General features: G+C 75.4%; 13 protein-coding genes. 6 read left to right on the top strand and 7 right to left on the bottom strand.

Annotation, left to right across the window (positions count from 1 at the left end; all coding sequences use genetic code 11):
- The first annotated feature begins 15 nt into the window (after positions 1-15).
- Both C3492_RS20165 and C3492_RS20160 read left to right on the top strand, forming a co-directional pair.
- Positions 16-303 carry a DUF1232 domain-containing protein gene (locus tag C3492_RS20165; protein ID WP_103813141.1) on the top strand — a complete coding sequence of 96 codons (288 nt, stop codon included), beginning with the start codon at positions 16-18 and terminating at the stop codon, positions 301-303.
- 49 nt (positions 304-352) lie between these two features.
- Positions 353-1,060, top strand: a complete 708-nt coding sequence (locus C3492_RS20160) for a 2-phosphosulfolactate phosphatase (RefSeq protein WP_181140465.1) — start codon at positions 353-355, stop codon at positions 1,058-1,060.
- Positions 1,061-1,121: 61 nt separating this feature from the next.
- Here the strand turns inward: C3492_RS20160 and C3492_RS20155 are convergent, their stop codons facing one another.
- Complete coding sequence (locus tag C3492_RS20155; protein ID WP_258055772.1) at positions 1,122-2,318, bottom strand: hypothetical protein; 1,197 nt, start codon at positions 2,316-2,318, stop codon at positions 1,122-1,124.
- A gap of 265 nt (positions 2,319-2,583) precedes the next feature.
- Between C3492_RS20155 and C3492_RS20150 the strand changes: the two genes are divergently transcribed.
- The 3 genes from C3492_RS20150 (at position 2,584) to C3492_RS20140 (ending at position 9,336) form a co-directional block, all read left to right on the top strand.
- Complete coding sequence (locus C3492_RS20150; protein WP_103813140.1) at positions 2,584-5,100, top strand: SpoIIE family protein phosphatase; 2,517 nt, start codon at positions 2,584-2,586, stop codon at positions 5,098-5,100.
- Between the two features lie 105 nt (positions 5,101-5,205).
- Positions 5,206-7,947, top strand: a complete 2,742-nt coding sequence (locus C3492_RS20145) for a SpoIIE family protein phosphatase/ATP-binding protein (RefSeq protein ID WP_258055771.1) — start codon at positions 5,206-5,208, stop codon at positions 7,945-7,947.
- Positions 7,948-8,007: 60 nt separating this feature from the next.
- A complete protein-coding gene (locus C3492_RS20140) occupies positions 8,008-9,336 on the top strand; it encodes a hypothetical protein (protein ID WP_181140464.1) in 1,329 nt (442 codons plus the stop codon).
- 12 nt (positions 9,337-9,348) lie between these two features.
- Here C3492_RS20140 and C3492_RS20135 read toward each other — a convergent pair whose 3' ends face one another.
- Positions 9,349-9,585, bottom strand: coding sequence for a hypothetical protein (locus C3492_RS20135; RefSeq protein ID WP_014676749.1), 237 nt, complete (start codon positions 9,583-9,585; stop codon positions 9,349-9,351).
- Positions 9,586-9,888: 303 nt separating this feature from the next.
- A complete protein-coding gene (locus C3492_RS20130) occupies positions 9,889-11,727 on the bottom strand; it encodes a glycoside hydrolase family 15 protein (RefSeq protein WP_103813138.1) in 1,839 nt (612 codons plus the stop codon).
- A gap of 219 nt (positions 11,728-11,946) precedes the next feature.
- Here C3492_RS20130 and C3492_RS20125 point away from each other — a divergent pair, with 219 nt between their 5' ends.
- Positions 11,947-12,153 (top strand): hypothetical protein, encoded by a 207-nt coding sequence (locus C3492_RS20125; RefSeq protein ID WP_030640810.1) that lies wholly within the window; start codon positions 11,947-11,949, stop codon positions 12,151-12,153.
- A gap of 125 nt (positions 12,154-12,278) precedes the next feature.
- On the opposite strand, the gene C3492_RS20120 is transcribed toward C3492_RS20125, so the two are convergent.
- From C3492_RS20120 to C3492_RS20105, 4 genes are all read right to left on the bottom strand, one after another.
- Positions 12,279-12,767, bottom strand: coding sequence for a DUF5709 domain-containing protein (locus tag C3492_RS20120; protein WP_103813137.1), 489 nt, complete (start codon positions 12,765-12,767; stop codon positions 12,279-12,281).
- Positions 12,768-13,223: 456 nt separating this feature from the next.
- Positions 13,224-14,078 carry a proteasome subunit beta gene (gene prcB, locus C3492_RS20115; RefSeq protein WP_103813136.1) on the bottom strand — a complete coding sequence of 285 codons (855 nt, stop codon included), beginning with the start codon at positions 14,076-14,078 and terminating at the stop codon, positions 13,224-13,226.
- A 73-nt stretch (positions 14,079-14,151) separates the two neighbouring features.
- On the bottom strand, positions 14,152-15,099 hold the full coding sequence (locus C3492_RS20110) for a lysylphosphatidylglycerol synthase domain-containing protein (protein ID WP_103813135.1): 948 nt from the start codon (positions 15,097-15,099) through the stop codon (positions 14,152-14,154).
- The gene (locus C3492_RS20105) at positions 15,099-16,859 is read right to left on the bottom strand and encodes a hypothetical protein (protein WP_103813134.1); all 1,761 of its coding nucleotides are present in this window, start codon (positions 16,857-16,859) and stop codon (positions 15,099-15,101) included. Before C3492_RS20105 ends, C3492_RS20110 begins: the two co-directional genes overlap by 1 nt.
- Positions 16,860-16,937 lie beyond the last annotated feature (78 nt).

Below are 16,937 nucleotides of genomic sequence, written 5' to 3'. Positions count from 1 at the left end.
GACAAGGAGCCGCACATGGACACGACCACGACCCTGCTGGTGCTCGCCGCCGTCGTCGCGGCGGTGCTGCTCGCCGTCGCGGTCCGTCTGCTGGTGCGGCTGGTGCGGGCGCGACGCACGCTGCGGCGGGCGGGGCTGCCGACGGGGCCCCGGTGGGTGTTCTGGGGCGCGGTCGCCTATCTGGTGCTGCCCACCGATCTGCTGCCCGACCCGGTCTACCTGGACGACATCGGCGTCCTGCTCCTCGCCCTGCGCAGCCTGCGCGCCGCCCGGCCGCTGCCGCGCGGGACGACCGAGCCCTGACCGGCCGGGCGGGGTGTACCGCACCGGGGGTATGCCGCACCATGGGGCGATGCACCCCGTGTTCACCGGCATACCCGGTGCCCCGGCGGCCCCCGGTGTGGCCGTGGTCGTCGACGTGATGCGTGCGTTCACCGTGGCCGCCTGGGCGTTCCGGCGCGGCGCCGAGCGCATCGTCTTCGCCCGCACGCGACGGGAGGCGCTGGCGCTGAAGGCCCGTCACCCGGACTGGCTCGCCTGCCAGGACGGGGCGCCGATGCCGGGGTTCGACCTGGTCAACTCGCCCGCCCGGCTGCGTGCGCTGGACCTGCGGGGCCGTACGGTCGTCCAGAGGACCACCGCCGGAACGGCCGGGGCGCTGGCCGTGGCGGACGCCGGGCTGCTGCTGTGCGCGAGCTTCGCGGTGGCCGGGGCGACCGCAGGGGCGCTGCGACGGGTACGGGCGGAGGCGGTGACCTTCGTGGTCACCGGGGACGGCGGACGGGCCGAGGAGGATCTGGCCTGCGCGGAGTACATCGCGGAACGCGTGCGGACGGACGACACCGACGCGGTCCCCTACCTGGCGCGTGCCCGGCGCTCCACCGCCGCCGCACGGCTGGCCGACGGGGTGCGGCGCGGGTGGGCCGGTGTCGATCCCGGGGACGTGGCCGTGTGCCTGGAGACGGACACGTTCCCGTCGGCCATGGCGGCCACCCGGGAGGACGGCCACCTGGTGCTGCGCGCGTGGGCGCCCCCCGAGGGCCCTGTCGCCTGGGCATAGCGAGCGCTGCGGCGTCGGTCCGGACACGCACCCGCCGGCGGGTCCGACCCGGCGGGACGTCTCAACCGGCGCCGTCCCGCTGGGCCTTGCCCATGGTCAGGGCCGTGAGCAGGACCACCAGCGCGCCGAGCGCCGCTGCCGCTGCCGTCGGACCGGCCAGCCATGACGGTGCCAGCGTCGCCGCCCGCAGCCGGGCCGGGTCCGGCAGGTTGAACCGTCCGCCGAGCACGTGTCCGGCGGCGAGCACCGCCGTGACCCCGACCGCGGCCGTCGCCGCCACCAGCCGGGCCGGCGCGGCCCGCGCGGTGAGGGCGAGCGCCAGCAGGCCGCACAGCGCCGAGGCGAGCAGGGTGGCCCCGAGGGCGCCGTGGGAGAGCCCGGCCCAGTAGCGCGGGGCATGGGCCGTGCCACACAGGAACACCAGCAGCGCGGCGGACCGGGCGGCCCACAGGCAAGCCGTCGGCGTCCGGTCGTCCACGGTCCGCTCCGCAGCCGCCCGTCGTCTTTCCGCCCGCCCTTCCGTGAGGGGCCGCGACGTCCGCGTGCGTCCTTCGACGATGATGCGCCGGGTCTTCACCGGCCCTGCCGCGGCCGGCCGTCCCGCCGCCGGCTCCTCCGTGACGGACCGCTCGGCCTCCGCCGATGCCGCCGGGGCCGACCACCCCACCTCCCATACGACCGCCGGTGCCACGGCGGCGGCCGCCGACCGCTCCTCAGCCTCCCGCGTCTGCCGTTCCGCCGCCAGCCGGCCGATCAGCTCGGCGAGTTCCTCCACGGGCCGGTGCACCGCCACGGCCCGCACAGCGGCTTCCGCGCAGTGGGATTCCACCGGGCCGCGGTGCAGCAGTTGCACCAACCGGGAGACGTCCTCCAGAGGGCGGCGCTCAGCGGCTGCCCGGATCGCCTCGTCGGCGCTGCCGCTGTCCCGGGGCGGTTCGGTCAGCAGCGTCACCAGACGGGTGACGTCCTCCACCGACCGGTCGACCGCGACCGCGCGCAGCACGTCGGCTGTCATCCGGGCCGGCTCGGGCGAGCTCTCCAGCAGCGTGATGAGCCGGACCACGTCCTCCACCGGGCGGTCGGCGACGGCCGCCCGGACCAGGCTGCGCAGGGGGTCGCCGTGCGCGGGTTCCTCCGGGGGAAGCGGCCGTACGGGCCGCGTGAGGAGGTCCGGGGACGGGGCGGGGGCGCCGGCGGCGCCCGGTGCCGTGGGTATCACCGAGTCGTCGGGACGAGGGGATGAAGAGCAGGTCGTCATCTCGGCTCCAGGAGAAGGGTGCGACCGCACCCGCGCCCCGTCTGCGGTCGCCGCGTCACGGACTCCATTACACGGACTCCATTACTAGGAGCGGGCCCCGGAGCCCGCCACTCGGGCGGGGCACTGGTGTGAGCCGGTCCGGTGCCCTCCGGCCGGTACCGGCCCGTCCTTCCCCTCGCCATCCCGCCCAGGTGCGCTCCGCGCGTCCGGTGGCGCATTCTTGCTGTGTCATCCACCCGGAGCCGCACGGGACGAGGTGGGGCCGATGGCCGGGAGCGACGAGCAGGCGGTCCGTACGCGGGCCCGGCTGACCGCGCTGCTGGCCGACGTCTCGGCCGGCGCCCTCACCGCGGCCGGCGGCCGGGTGGCGGGCGTGTACCTGCGCTCCCGCACCCCCGGCCTGCTGCGCCTGGCGGTGCTCACGGGGCTGCCGGGTCCGCTGTTCAGGTCCTGGTGGCGGCTGCACGTCGGCCGGCCGTTCCCGGTCGCCGACGCCTACCGGCTCGGCGTCCAGGTGGTCCTGCCGAACGCCACGGAGACCATGCGCCGGTATCCGCAGTTCGCGGCCGGTCTGCCCTTCCCGTTCGGGTCGGTGCACGTGCCGGTGCCGGGCGGGACCGAGCCGCTGGGGGTGCTCACGGTCCTGCACCCGGCGGTGACGGACACGGTGGACGACCTGCTCGACCGGGAACTGCTCGGCCGGCTGGCCGAGGGCCTGGGCACCGAACTGCTCGGTCTGGCCGACGGGGACGAGAGCACGATCGTCTGGGACGGCGAACCGCTGTGCGTACGGCCGCCCGCGAGCCGGCCGACCCGGGCCGCCGTAGGACGCTTCAGCTGTGACCCGGCGACCTCCACGGTCCGTGCGGACGACCGGTTGCACGCCCTGCTCGGGCTCGGCCCCGGCGAGTTCGCGGGGACGATGACGGCGCTGGCGAAAGCGGTGGCACCCGCCGACGCGCACCGGGTCCTGGCCGCGCTGCGCGACACGGCCGCCGGGAAACCGCCGAGCGCGCCGCTGAGTCTGCGCGCCCACGACGGCACGCCGCGGCTGCTGGACCTGTGGCCGGTCGGCGAGGAAAGCGCGGACCGCGCCGGGACGGCGGTCCACGGGGTGGTGTTCGACCCCGGTACGGCCGCCTCCGCCGACGGCGCGGCCGACCTGCTGCCGGAGGGCGTGTTCTGCCTGGACCGGCTGGGGCAGATCGTGTACGCCAACCCGGCGGCGGCCCGGCTCACGGGCCGGGCGCGGGAGGGGTTGCTGGGGCAGGCGCTGTGGGACGCGCTGCCCTGGCTGACCGGGCCGCCGTACGACGACCATCTGCGCGGGGCTCTGCTCTGCCCCGAGCCGGTGCACTTCCACGCCCGGCGGCCGGCCGGCGAGCGGGACGAGTCCGGTGAGGGGGACTGGCTGGCGGTGTCGGTGCACCCCGGCACCGACCTGCTCACCTGCGTGCTCGTCCCGGCCAGCCGGGTGGACGCCGCGAGCGGGCCGGTGCCCGAGGCCGGGGCCCCCGAGGACGCGGTGGCGGGCGCCCGCTCGATGACGCCGCTGTACCGGCCGATCGCGCTGGCCATCGCGCTGACGGACGCGGTGACCGCCCGGCAGGTGTCGGCGGTGGTCATGCAGGAGCTGCTGCCCGCGTTCGGCGGCCGGCGGCTCGCCATCTACCTGCTCCAGGACCGGCATCTGTACCTGGCCTGGGAGACGGGGTTCCCGCAGGGCTTCCTCTCGGCGTTCGAGGGCGTCGGCCTGGACGCGCACCTGCCCGGTGTGGAGACCCTGACCACCGGCCGGCCGCTGTTCTTCGAGGACATGGGACAGATCGCGGCGGCCTATCCGGGGATCGCCCTCGACGCGGAGGAGGGCTCGCGTGCCTTCCTGCCGCTGATCGCCTCGGGCAGGCCGGTGGGCTCCTGCATCCTCGGCTTCGACCGCGAGCGTGCCTTCAGCACGGAGGAACGCACGGTCCTCACCGCGCTCGCCGGGCTGATCGCGCACGCGATGGAGCGGGCGCGGCGCTACGACGACGAGGCGGCCCTCGCCCGCGGCCTGCAGCAGGCCCTGCTGCCCCGGCGGCTGTCGAGGCATCCGCGGGTGGAGACCGTGGGGCGGTACCTGCCGGGGACGCAGGGCATGGACGTGGGCGGTGACTGGTACGACGTGGTGGAGGCCGGGAACGGGCTCGCGCTGGTCATCGGCGATGTGCAGGGGCACGGGGTGCAGGCGGCGGCCACGATGGGCCAGCTCCGCAGCGCCGTGCGCGCGTTCGCGCTGGGCGACCGGCCGCCGGACGAGGTGCTGAGCGGCACCAACCACCTGCTGATCGACCTGGACCCCGGCCAGTTCGCCAGCTGCTGTTACCTGCGCCTGGACCCCGCCACCGGCCGGGCCCGGATCGCGCGGGCGGGTCATCCGCCGCCGCTGCTGCGCTGCCCGGACGGCCGGACCCGGCTGCTGGACGTCCCGGGGGGCGTCGTCCTCGGCGTGGATCCGCACGCCCGGTACCCGGTGACCGAGCTGTGGCTGGAGCCGGACGCGATCCTCGCCCTCTACACCGACGGTCTGGTGGAGCGGCCCGGCGCCGACATCGACGACGGCATCGCGTCGCTGCGGCTGGCGCTCGCCCGGGCCGGTGCCGGCGCGGGCCGGGGCGGCGGGCGGTCCCTGTCCGGGGTCGCCGACCGGCTGACCGCCACCGCCCGGCACGCCACCGACCGCCCGGACGACGTGGCCCTCCTGCTGGCCGCCCGCCGCCCGCCGCCCGCTCCCGGCCGGTGACCGGCCACCCCGCTCAGCCGAGCCCGCCCCCGCCCCGGCGCACGGCGGTCGCCGCCTCGGGTGATGGTCTCGCCTGACGGCGCCGGGCAGTGTAGACATGGGCACATGGTGCGACTGCCCGGCCGGCCCGTGACTCGGCCGCCCCGATCTTTCGGGTACCCGCGCGCACCGCACAGCCCGCCGGCGGCGGACCGCGGCGCGGGCGGCAGCCGGCCGGGGGTGCTCCGGTCGGCGGTGACCGGACGCAGCGTGGCCGGGCAGGTGTTCGTCCTGCAAGTGGTGATCGTGCTGCTGCTGGTCGTCTCGGCGGTGGTGGCCCAGGTGCTCCAGGTGCGGCACGACAGCGACACCGAGGCGAGCAACCGTTCCCTCGCGGTCGCCGAGACGTTCGCCAACGCGCCCGGCACGGTCGCCGCCCTGCGCTCCGCGGACCCCACGGCCGTGCTCCAGCCGCGCGCGGAGGCGGCCCGCAAGGCGACCGGCGTGGACTTCATCGTCGTGATGAACACCGACGGCATCCGCTACACGCACCCCAAGGCCGACCGCATCGGCAAGAAGTTCGTCGGCACGATCGCCCCGGCCGTGGCCGGCGGCACGGTCACCGAGCACATCACCGGCACCATCGGCCCGCTGGTGCAGGTCGTGGTGCCGGTGAAGGACTCCGATGGCCAGGTGGTGGGGCTGGTGGCGGCCGGGATCACCACCGCGCACGTGGGCGGTGCCGCCGATCAGCAGCTGCCGCTGCTGCTCGCCGCGGCGGCTGCCGCGCTCGCGCTGGCGACCGCGGGCACGGCCCTGGTGAGCAGACGGCTGCTGCGCCAGACGCACGGCCTCGGGCCGTACGAGATGACGAGGATGTACGAGCACCACGACGCGGTGCTGCACGCGGTCCGGGAGGGCGTGCTGATCGTCGGCGGTGACGGCAGGCTGCTGCTCGCCAACGACGAGGCCCACCGCCTGCTGGACCTTCCCGCGGACGCCGAGCGGCGGCATGTGCTGGAGCTGGGGCTGGACGACGAGACGGCGGGGCTGCTGGCCTCGGGGCGGGTCGCCACGGACGAGGTGCACCTGGTCAAGGACCGGCTGCTGGCGATCAACCAGCGGCCCACGGACCTGCGCGGCGGCCCGCCGGGCAGCGTCACCACGCTGCGCGACTCCACCGAGCTGCGCGCCCTGTCGGGCCGCGCGGAGGTGGCGCGGGAGCGGCTGAACATGCTCTACGAGGCCGGGGTGGGCATCGGCACCAGCCTGGACGTGACCCGGACCGCGCAGGAGCTGGCGGAGCTGGCGGTGCCCCGGTTCGCGGACTTCGCGACGGTGGACCTGTTCGACGCGGTGCTGGGCGGGGAGGAGCCTCGGCCGGGGACGGCGCTGCGCCGGACCGCCTGCGCGGGCATCCGCAAGGAGGCCCCGCTGTATCCGCTCGGTGAGCGGATCCGGTTCGTGACCACCTCGCCGCAGGCGCGCGCCCTGACGACCGGGCAGTCGGTCGTGGTGCCGCGGCTGCGCGACGAGCCCGGCTGGCGGGCGCAGGACCTGGAGCGCACGGACCAGGTGCTGGCGTTCGGCATCCACTCCCTGATCACCGTGCCGCTGCGGGCGGGCAGCCTGGTGCTGGGCGTGGCGAACTTCTGGCGGGCGGAGAAGCCGCAGCCGTTCGACGCCGAGGAACTGACCCTCGCCGAGGAGCTGGTGGCGCGGGCGGCGGTGTCGATCGACAACGCCCGCCGGTACACCCGTGAGCACAGCATGGCGGTCACCCTCCAGCGCAGCCTGCTGCCGCGCACCCTGCCCGAGCAGGGCGCCCTCGACCTCGCCTACCGGTATCTGCCGGCCCAGTCGGGGGTGGGCGGCGACTGGTTCGACGTGCTGCCGCTGTCCGGCGCCCGGGTGGCGCTCGTCGTCGGGGACGTCGTGGGGCACGGGCTGCACGCGGCGGCGACGATGGGCCGGCTGCGCACGGCCGTGCACAACTTCTCCTCGCTGGACCTGCCGCCGGACGAACTGCTGAGCCTGCTGGACGAGCTGGTCGGCCGGCTCGACCAGGACGACGAGACACCGGTGACGGGCGCCTCCGTGGTGACGGGCGCGACCTGTCTGTACGCGATCTACGATCCGGTGTCCCGGCTGTGCACGATGGCCCGGGCCGGTCATCCGCCGCCCGCGCTGGTGCGGCCTGACGGCGGCGTGGAGTTCCTGGACGTACCCGCGGGACCCCCGCTGGGCCTGGGCGGGCTGCCGTTCGAGACGGCCGAGCTGGAACTGCCGGAGGACAGCCGGCTGGTGCTGTACACCGACGGTCTGGTGGAGGACCGGGAGCGGGACATCGACGAGGGACTGGGCCTGCTGCGCGACGCGCTGCTGCGGGCACCGGGCGCCTCCCCCGAGGACACCTGCCGTACGGTGCTGGACCGGCTGCCGGCCCGGCCGAGCGACGACGTGGCGCTGATCGTCGCCCGCACCCGGGTGCTGGGCGACGACCGGGTGGCGCAGTGGCAGGTGCCGTCCGACCCGGCGGCCGTGTCGGAGGTGCGGGCCTCGGTGACCCGGCGGCTGGCCGACTGGGGCCTGGACGAGCTGGCGTTCACGACGGAGCTGATCCTGAGCGAGCTGGTCACCAACGCCATCCGCTACGGGCGCGGCCCGATCGGGGTACGGCTGCTGCGCGACCGCACGCTGATCTGCGAGGTGTCCGACCGCAGCACGACCTCGCCGCACCTGCGGTACGCGGCGAGCACCGACGAGGGCGGCCGGGGCCTGTTCCTGGTCGCCCAGCTCGCCGGGCGCTGGGGCACCCGGTACACCCCGCACGGCAAGGTGATCTGGGCGGAGCAGCCGCTTCCCTGAGCGTGCGGGGCGCGGGAAATCGTTTGAGGACCCGTGGGCCCGCGGGTGATGATCTCCGGCATGTTCTCGCGCAGGAATCGCCGTACCGCCCGGCCCACGTCCCCCGCCCTCCGTGCCGCCTGGGAGACCCTGGACGCCGGGGACGTACCCGGCGCGCTGCGGCAGGTGCGGGCGGCCGGGGAGGACGAGCCGCTCGGTGAGGTGGCCCTGGTGGTGGGGCGGGCGGCGGGCTCGGCCGGGTTCGACGACCTCGCCGACGCCTCGGCCGCGCTGGCCGCCGCCCCCGAAGACCCCCGGGCGCTCTACGACTTCGGGTACGCGTGCGTCGAACGCGGAGTGCCCGGTCTGGCGATCCCCGCGCTGCGCGCGGCGCTCGGCCTGAGCGGCGGGGCGCTGCCGGTGCTGCGGGAGCTGGTGTCCGCGTACGAGGACGAGGGCCGGCACCGGGAGGCGGTGGCCGAACTCGCCCGCCACGAGGACCGTCTCGCGGACTGGCCGGACCGCTATCTGCTGGTCTACAACGCGGTGCTGGCGGGCGATCTGGAGCTGGCCCGGCGTCAGCACGCCTTGCTGCCCGATCCGGAGGACGAGCGGTGGCGGCCGGCGCGGGACCGGCAGGACCGGATGCTCGCCCGGGCCGCCGACGCCGAGCGGGCGGGCCGGCTCGACACGGCCGATCTGCGGGGCTGGCAGTACGTGCTCGGCGGCACGGTCCTCGGCACGCTGTCCCCGTACGGCTACGACGCGGGCATGAACGGCCGCTACGCCTGGCTGCAGGACACTCCGGACCAGTGTCTGCGCGGTCTGCTGCGGCTCCGGGACCTGCTGGCGGCCACCGGGGTGCGGCCGCGGTCGGTGTCGCTGCTGCCGGACCGGGACTCGCGCATCCTCGGCCTGGCCGCGGCCCAGGTGCTGGGCCTGCCGGCGGAGCCGTTCGCGCCGGGCCGGGCGGACACGGTGGTCGTCGCGTACGACCTGGACGGGCTCGCGGCGCACGACGGCGGGCCGGAGCTGATCGGGGAACTGTTCGAGCGCGCCCCGGGGCAGGTGCTGCACGCGCACGCGTGCTGCTGGACGGACCCGCCCGCCGTCACCCCTGACAGCGCCGCCCTGCTGCACCAGTCGGTGACGGCGCCGTGGGGTGAGGGGCTGCGCCTGGGGGCGGACGGCGGGGTCGAGCGGGGGCCGGCGGACGACCGGCCGGAGGCGGAGATCGCCGCCGGGATCACCGCGGCGGACCCGACGCCCGATCCCGGGGACGACGACGGCCCGGCGGACGGCGACACGGAGTTCGCCGCGTTCGCCACGGCCGTGAAGGGCACGTGGCTGCGCGGCGAACGTGCGCGTGTGCGGTCCGCCGGGCCGGTCCCGGGTTCCCGGTTCGCCTGAGCGAGGCGGCGGTCAGCCGCCGTCGAGCCGCGAGCGCAGCAGCTGCTTGCCCAGCTCGGCGCCCTTGCGGCTGTCGGACTGTGCCTTGCGGAAGAGCTCCACGACCTCGTTGTCCTTGTCGCGCTCGGCGTCCTGGATGTACTGCTCCAGGCGCAGGGCGTTGCTCAGGCATGCCTCGACGTACCAGATCAGGTTGTAGTCCTTGTCGCGGGTGCCGGTGACGTCGCCGGTCTCGCTGGTGCTGGTCATCCGGGGTCTCCTCCTTCATGTCGACCCTGTGTCGATTCCGCTTGCCGCCTCGCCGGGTACCCGTGCGGCCTGCGGGCACACCGGCCGATCGGACCGTCCCTACTCGTCGATCACGGCGCCGAAGCGGGCGCCGTGGGCGGTGCCGCCGAGTGCGGCGGCGCCGTAGGACCAGGAGCCGTCGGCGAGCAGTCCGCCACCGCTCGCGGGCAGCAGCACCCGGCGGGGGCGGGGTGGGTTGTGACGCGCGGACGGGCTGTGACACGGCGGTGACAGACGTGTCCCGGCGGGAACGTGCGGGCGGCCTCAGCCGAGGGCACGGTCCAGGTTGAACGCGGCGCTGATGAGGGACAGGTGGGTGAACGCCTGCGGGAAGTTGCCCTGTTGCTCGCCGGTGCGGCCGATCTCCTCGGCGTACAGGCCGAGGTGGTTGGCGTAGGTGAGCATCTTCTCGAAGGCCAGCCGGGCCTCGTCCAGCCGGCCGGCCCGGACCAGTGCCTCGACGTACCAGAACGAGCAGATGGAGAAGGTGCCTTCGTCGCCGCGGAGTCCGTCGGGGCTGGCCTGCGGGTCGTAGCGGTAGACGAGCGAGTCGGAGACGAGGTCCTCGGTGAGGGCGTCCAGGGTGGACAGCCACTTGGGGTCGGTGGGGGCGATGAACTTGGCGAGCGGCATCATCAGCAGGGACGCGTCGAGGACGTCGCCGCCCTCGTACTGCACGAAGGCGTTCCGGCGCTCGGACCAGCCACGTTCCATGATCCGCCGGTAGATGGTGTCGCGGGCCTGGCGCCAGCGGCGGTGGTCGGCGGGCAGGCCGCGGTGGGTGGCCAGGCGGATGGCCCGCTCGATGGCGACCCAGCACATCAGCCGCGAGTACGTGAAGTTCTTGCGCCCGCCCCGGGTCTCCCACACGCCCTCGTCGGGCTGGTCCCAGTGGTCGCACACCCAGTCGACCAGGCTGCACACGTCGTCCCACTGGCCGCTGGAGATGGGCTGGGCCCACTTGTCGTAGAGGTAGATGGAGTCGATCAGGGCGCCGTAGATGTCGAGCTGGAGCTGGCCGGCGGCGGCGTTGCCGACCCGGACCGGGGCCGAGCCGAGGTGGCCCTCCAGGTGGGGCAGGACGCGTTCGGGCAGCTCGGTGCGGCCGTCGATGCCGTACATGATCTGCAGCGGGTCGGAGCCGTCGCCGCAGCCGGGGCTGATGTGCGTGGTCAGGAACCGCATGAACGCCTCGGCCTCGCCGGCGAAGCCGAGCCGCAGCAGCGCGTAGACGGCGAAGGCGGCGTCGCGCACCCACACGTACCGGTAGTCCCAGTTGCGCTCGCCGCCGAGCTGCTCGGGCAGGCTGGTGGTGGGGGCGGCGACGATGGCGCCGGTGGGGGCGTAGGTGAGGAGCTTCAGGGTGAGCGCGGAGCGGTGCACCATCTCGCGCCAGCGACCCCGGTAGCGGGACTGGTGCAGCCAGCGCCGCCAGTAGGCGACCGTGGCGTTGAACTGGTGCTCCGCCTCTTCGTGGGCGCAGCCGCGCGGGGACACCGCGCCGTCGACCTGGTCGAGGGCGAACACGGCGGACTCGCCTTCGCCGAGCTTGAAGTCGGCGCCCACGTCCCGCCCGTCGCACTCCAGGGCGACGGTCGAGGTGAGCGACAGTGACTGGGCGGGCGACTCGAACACCAGCATGCCGTCCAGCGGGCGCACGGTGTGCGCGACGGCGCCGTAGTCGAAGCGGGGGGCGACCAGCATCCGGAAGGGGACGGTGCCGCGGACGCACACCACGCGCCGGATCAGCCGGTGCCGGCCCACGTCCCCGGGCTCCTCGCCGATGATCGGCATGAAGTCCTGCACCTCGCCGACGCCGTCCTCGGTGAAGAACCGGGTGATCAGCACGTTGGTGTCGGGGAAGTAGAACTGCTTGGTGCGGGCCGGCACGGCGGCGGCCAGCTCGAAGCGTCCGCCGCGCTCGGCGTCGAGGATCGCCGCGAAGACGCTCGGGGAGTCGAAGGCCGGGCAGCAGTACCAGTCGATCGTGCCGTTGCTGCCGACCAGGGCCACCGTGCGCAGATCGCCGATGAGTCCGTGCTCGGCGATGGGTAGGTAGCGGTGGTCGCGGGGTGCGGTCCCATGGAACGGCGATTCGGCCATCGGCGGCCTCCCGGTGAGCGGGGCGGTGCGGGCGGTATGCGCCTGTTGCGAGTGTTTTCCAGCTTAGGCGAGTGGTTCGCCGTGGCGTGGGCAGGCGGTCCTCACCCGCTCCCGAGGCGCTTCCGGATGCAGGGTGCGCCGGGGAGGGCAATGGTGAGAGTGTGCCCCGTTCGGGGGCACCGGCACGGATGCGGTCATCCGGACCGAGGAGGAGGCATCATGTCGACATCCACACCCGAAGAGTCCCGTTCGTCGGACGACGTCTGCACCCCGGACGCCCTGCTCCACTCCGCGCCCGCACAGGACGTCACCCCTGAGGACCTGGTGATGGCGGCGGGCCGGGACGTCACACCGAAGACCCTCGACTGGGCGCGTCGCAAGCTGGAGTCGGAGGGCACGGCGGCCATCGAGAAGCTGCTGCCCTAGGGCGGTCCGGGGAGCACAGGGACACGAACGGGGGTACCGGCCGGACGCACGCCCGGCCGGTAGCCTGTGCGCGGGGCGTCACACAGAAGGCGACCGGCCAACTGCGCAGAGTCGCCGTTCCCCGCTCACTCCGGCAGCCGGGTCTCGTCCGGTACGACGTGCATCGCCGCCTCCTCCGCGCCGGCCCCTCCCGCGTCGATGCCGACGTCCTCGGCGATCTCCTCCTTGGTGGTGTCGGCGTGGGCGCCCTCGTCCGGCGCGACCAGCCGGCCCGCGCGGGACGCGCCGGCCTCGGGGTCGACCGGCTCGCCCTCGCCGCCGGGCAGGTCGCCGATCTCGTCGCCGGCCGGCGGGGTCACGTCGGGGACCTCCTGGCCGAGCCGTTCGTCCAGGGTCTCCCCCTCGTGCTGCTCGGCGGCGGTGGTGCCGTGCTTGGTGACGCCCAGCGGCCGCTCCGGCGGGGAGTAGCCCTCGTCGAGCATGTCGTCGTAGGAGCGCTCACCGACCGCGTCCTGCAGGTCCAGGGGCCCGGCGTCCTCCTGTTCCTCGTTGCTGCCCGTGGGCTGGTAGACGTCGTCCGCCATGGGGGTCTGCTCGGACTGCTGGTCGCTCATGGTCGCCTCCTTCGGGTTCGCGGGCGGTCCTGGTCCGCGTTTCCCGTGACCGGATCATTAACCCCACCGGCGCCCGGACAGATCGTCCGCTTTGCGGACCCGCTCGGAGAACGCACAGCCGCAGGCGAAGTTCATGAACGTGCCGTCGATGGCGTCCGGCAGGCACGGTGCCGGCCGTCCCGCCGACCCTGATCCACTCCTGCCGCGTCATGGAGCCGTGGACGCGGTACCGGGCCGGGGGCGGGTCGCCGGCCCGGGCGGGGAGGTGCGGAGCGGAATCAGGGGCGGCCGTCCCGGGAGGGGATTTCCTTCGGTGGTGCGGGTACGGCTGCGCCCTACAGCCTTGTGACATCGTTCCGTACCTGCATCCCGTGTGCAGTAAAGCCCGCGGCAGTCCTTTCCCATGGGGAGGGAAAGCCGGTCCGGGACGGGGGGAGAACGTGCCGACGGGGCCCGTCAGGGTGAGGCGTGCGGGCCGTCCGGGCGGCCGGCGCGCTGCCGGACCGTCTCGCGGCTCAGGTCCTCCGTCTCCGCCTCCGGGAGCCGCTCGAAGCCGTCCTCGGTGATGACGGAGACGACGGGGAAGATCCGGCGGTTCAGGTCCGGTCCGCCGGTGGCCGAGTCGTCGTCCGCGGCGTCGTACAGCGCCTGGAGCGCGGCGAGCGCCGCCTCCCGGCGGGACAGGTCCGGCCGGTACAGCTTCTTCAGGGCGCCCCGGGCATAGGGGGAGCCGCTGCCCTCGGCGTGGAAGTGGCGCTTCTCGTAGAGCCCGCCGGCCGCGTCGAAGCTGAAGATCCGGCCGCGTCCGCCCGCGGGCGCGGTGAGGTCGAAGCCGACGAGCAGCGGGACGACGACGAGGCCCTGCATGGCCTGGGCGAGGTTCTGCCGGATCATGGCCGCGAGGCGGGTCGCCTTGGCGCCGAGCGTCATCGGAACGCCCTCGATCTTCTCGAAGTGGGTCAGCTCGACCTGGTAGAGCCGCACCATGTCGAGGGCGAGGCCGACGGTGCCGGCGAAGGCGACGGCCGTGTGGTCGTCGGCGGGGTGCACCTTCTCCAGGTCGCGCTGGGCGATGAGGTTGCCCATCGTGGCCCGGCGGTCCCCTGCTATCAGCACGCCGTCGCGGTAGGTGAGCGCGAGCACGGTGGTGCCGTGCGGGAACCGGTCCGCCGGCACGCTGACGCCGGGCGGGAACGGGGGCGCGGTGGGCAGCAGCCCGGGGCGGTGCGCGGTCAGGAACTCGCTGAAGGACGACGTCCCCGGTGTGAAGAAGGCCTCGCTCGGCAGGCCCGCGCTGTCGTTGCCCGGCATGACTCCCCCTCCTGTGTCACACGGCAGTACCCGACTCCTACCTGAAGCGGGCCCGTGGGAAACTCTCCCGTCCTCACAGGGCCTTGCGGCGCACCAGCACCCCGAGCACCAGCAGGCCGGGGAGCAGCGGCAGCCACACGGTCAGCAGCCGGTAGCCGAGGACGGCGGACGCGGCGACGGCTCCCGGGGTGCCGGCGGCGGTGAGGGCGAGGGCGAGGGCGGCGTCCAGCGAGCCGAGGCCGCCCGGGGAGGGCAGCAGGGCGGCGGCGCTGCTCGCCGCGAGGTACAGCAGGGCCACCTGGAGCGGCGCGAGCGGCAGACCGACGGCCCGGGTGACGGCGATCAGGACCAGCGCGTGCAGCCCGGCGAAGGCCAGGGAGCCGCCCCACAGGGCAGCGGCGCGGGCCGGGCAGGCGTGCAGCGCGCGGATGTCGGCGACCAGGCCGCCGAGGGCTCGCCGGCAGCGCGGCCACCAGGGGGTGGCGAGCGGGGCCGCCGCGAGGACGAGGACACCCAGGACGACGGCGACCGCCGTCGGGGAGACGTGCGGGAGGCGCAGCAGCTCGGGGCAGGCCGGGGCGAGTAGCGCGATCAGCGCCAGACGGACGGCGGCGCCCGCGCCGGCCTTGACGGCGAGCGCGCCGGCCGAGCGGCCGGCCGGGAGCCCGCAGCGGGTCAGGAACCGCAGGTTCACCGCGCCCGCGCCGAGCCCCGCGGGCAGCAGGTGGTTGGCGGCGGAGGCGGCGAACTGCGCGGCGACCAGGCGGGCTCCGGGCAGCCGCGGTACGACGGCGCCCTGCTGGGCCAGCGCGGAGGCCGCCCAGGTGCCCGTGGCCGCGGCGGCCCCGACCAGCAGCCAGCCCTGGTCGGCGACCGCCAGCCGCCCGGCGCCGCTCTCGACCGCGGGCCAGTGCCGGTGGGCCAGGTACAGCGCGCCGAGCAGTACGGCGAGACAGGCGCCGGCCTGCCAGCGGGCGCGCCGGCGGCCGAGGGAGGCGGTGAGCCCGGCCGGAGAGGTCATCAGGCGGCGCCCGGTACGGCGTAGTAGAGCCGGACCGCGCCGACGGGCACGGACGGCCAGTCACGGGCGTACCGGGGCGGCGCGGACCCGGCCGGCACGAGCGTGGCGACCGGCGTCCGCCGCGCGGTCCGGGTGATGCCGTCCTCGGTGATGTTGGCGTTGGGTCCGGCGGTCGCGGCGGAGGAGCAACCGACGGCGAAGGCGACGGGGATGGCCTCGTGCCCGGTGACCAGACAGGGCGGCCGCACCCCGCGGCGTCCCATCTCGGCCGCGGTGCGCCCCCAGGCGTCATGCGCGGTGGTGGCCGCGCCGACCACATGCAGGAGGACGACGAGTTGCACGGCGAGGTGGACGGCGAGACCGACGCAGACCAGCACGAGGGCCAGTGGGCGCCGGGTCGGCCGGGGTGAGGGGATTCGGCCGGCGGGTGGGACCGGCCACCGGGGCCGGTCCGGGGCCGGACGCGAGGGGGGATCGGGGGTCGGGGCAGGGGTCGGGTTCAGGGTTCGGGGGTCGGCCGGGGCACGGGCCGGGTCCAGGCTCCGGAAGTCGGCCGGGGTGGGGGCCGAGCCCAGGGGTGGGCGCTGGTCCGGGTCCGGGTTCAGGCGCGAGGCAGGACTCCGGCCGGGGCGCTCCGACACGTGCTGGGCCGGACGCGGCGGCAGGCGTGGCGCGGGGCGCCGGGCCGGGTGACGCGGCCTCGTGGTCAGGTGGGCCAGCGCGTCGGCGACCGGGATCGCGAGGAGGGCGTAGGCCGGGAGCAGGAAGCGGGGTGCCGCGTAGCCGATCAGGAACAGGTAGGGGAACGCGGCGGTCGCCGCGCAGGCGAGCGGCAGCAGCGTGGCCGCCGGGCGCCGTCCGCGCCGGGCGACGACCAGCGCGAGGACGGCCAGCACGGGCAGCGTGAACCACCAGAGCGTGACCAGCGGATGCGGCAGGGAGCCGCTGCACGGCCGGCACAGCGTGCGCCCGCCCAGGCTGCGCAGTTGGTCGACGACGGCGAAGTGCCAGCCCAGGCCGCCCTGGATCGCCGAGCCGTCGGACAGCCGGCGCGCCAGACCGCCGTAGCTCGCGTACGCCTCGATCACCCACTCGGCGGCGCCGGCGGCGAGCCCGGCGAGCAGCACGACCAGTGCCCTCCGGCGGCGGCGCGCCAGGCCGAGGGCGAGCAGCGGCAGGGTCGCCCAGACCGCGTCCACCGGCCGCATCCACGCCATCAGCGCCGCGCTCCCCGCCAGGCCCCACAGGGCGCCCCGGTCGGTGGGGGCGCGCAGGAAGCAGGCGACGGCGGCGAGGGCGGCGACGGCGACCCAGTGGTTGGGCATGGCCTGCGGGCCGTAGAACAGGGTCACCCAGAGGGAGGCGAACAGGGCTCCGCCGAAGGCGAGGACCCGGACGGGGAACAGTCCCCGCCAGGCACGCAGGGCCAGGAACAGGGCCAGACCGGAGAGGAGGGCGAGGTAGATCCGCAACAGGGCCGTGGACGACGACCACGCCGCCACCGGGGCGACCAGCAGGGAGACGCCCCGGGCGCGGGGTGCGCTGAAGAAGGAGGCGGGAGCGTGTCCGCTGACCTGGCTGACGTACACCGTCTCGTCCCAGCCGAGCCCCAGACCGGGGCGCACGAGGACCAGTTGGGCCAGGGTGAAGGCGGCGGCGACGGCCGCCGTCGGCCAGACCGCGCGCCCGGAGCCGGCGGACGCGCGGCGCGCGTGCTCGCGGCTCGCCGTGTCGACTGTCGCGTGCGCACTGCCGGCCATGTCCACCCCTCCGTCCCCGTCCCCCACAGCCCGTAGGGCCCACTGTCACCCTACGGCCTGTAGGGCCGGAGACGGGAG

It is taken from the genome of Streptomyces sp. Ru62 (assembly GCF_002920615.1).
Taxonomy (GTDB): Bacteria; Actinomycetota; Actinomycetes; order Streptomycetales; family Streptomycetaceae; genus Streptomyces.
This window is presented reverse-complemented; position numbering and strand designations above follow the sequence as displayed.

Bases quoted from the DNA above. Each gene is read 5' to 3' on its own strand.
- C3492_RS20165 (WP_103813141.1), top strand. From the start codon at position 16: ATGGACACGACCACGACCCTGCTGGTGCTCGCCGCCGTCGTCGCGGCG.
- C3492_RS20160 (WP_181140465.1), top strand. From the start codon at position 353: ATGCACCCCGTGTTCACCGGCATACCCGGTGCCCCGGCGGCCCCCGGT.
- C3492_RS20155 (WP_258055772.1), bottom strand. From the start codon at position 2,318: ATGACGACCTGCTCTTCATCCCCTCGTCCCGACGACTCGGTGATACCC.
- C3492_RS20150 (WP_103813140.1), top strand. From the start codon at position 2,584: ATGGCCGGGAGCGACGAGCAGGCGGTCCGTACGCGGGCCCGGCTGACC.
- C3492_RS20145 (WP_258055771.1), top strand. From the start codon at position 5,206: ATGGTGCGACTGCCCGGCCGGCCCGTGACTCGGCCGCCCCGATCTTTC.
- C3492_RS20140 (WP_181140464.1), top strand. From the start codon at position 8,008: ATGTTCTCGCGCAGGAATCGCCGTACCGCCCGGCCCACGTCCCCCGCC.
- C3492_RS20135 (WP_014676749.1), bottom strand. From the start codon at position 9,585: ATGACCAGCACCAGCGAGACCGGCGACGTCACCGGCACCCGCGACAAG.
- C3492_RS20130 (WP_103813138.1), bottom strand. From the start codon at position 11,727: ATGGCCGAATCGCCGTTCCATGGGACCGCACCCCGCGACCACCGCTAC.
- C3492_RS20125 (WP_030640810.1), top strand. From the start codon at position 11,947: ATGTCGACATCCACACCCGAAGAGTCCCGTTCGTCGGACGACGTCTGC.
- C3492_RS20120 (WP_103813137.1), bottom strand. From the start codon at position 12,767: ATGAGCGACCAGCAGTCCGAGCAGACCCCCATGGCGGACGACGTCTAC.
- prcB (WP_103813136.1), bottom strand. From the start codon at position 14,078: ATGCCGGGCAACGACAGCGCGGGCCTGCCGAGCGAGGCCTTCTTCACA.
- C3492_RS20110 (WP_103813135.1), bottom strand. From the start codon at position 15,099: ATGACCTCTCCGGCCGGGCTCACCGCCTCCCTCGGCCGCCGGCGCGCC.
- C3492_RS20105 (WP_103813134.1), bottom strand. From the start codon at position 16,859: ATGGCCGGCAGTGCGCACGCGACAGTCGACACGGCGAGCCGCGAGCAC.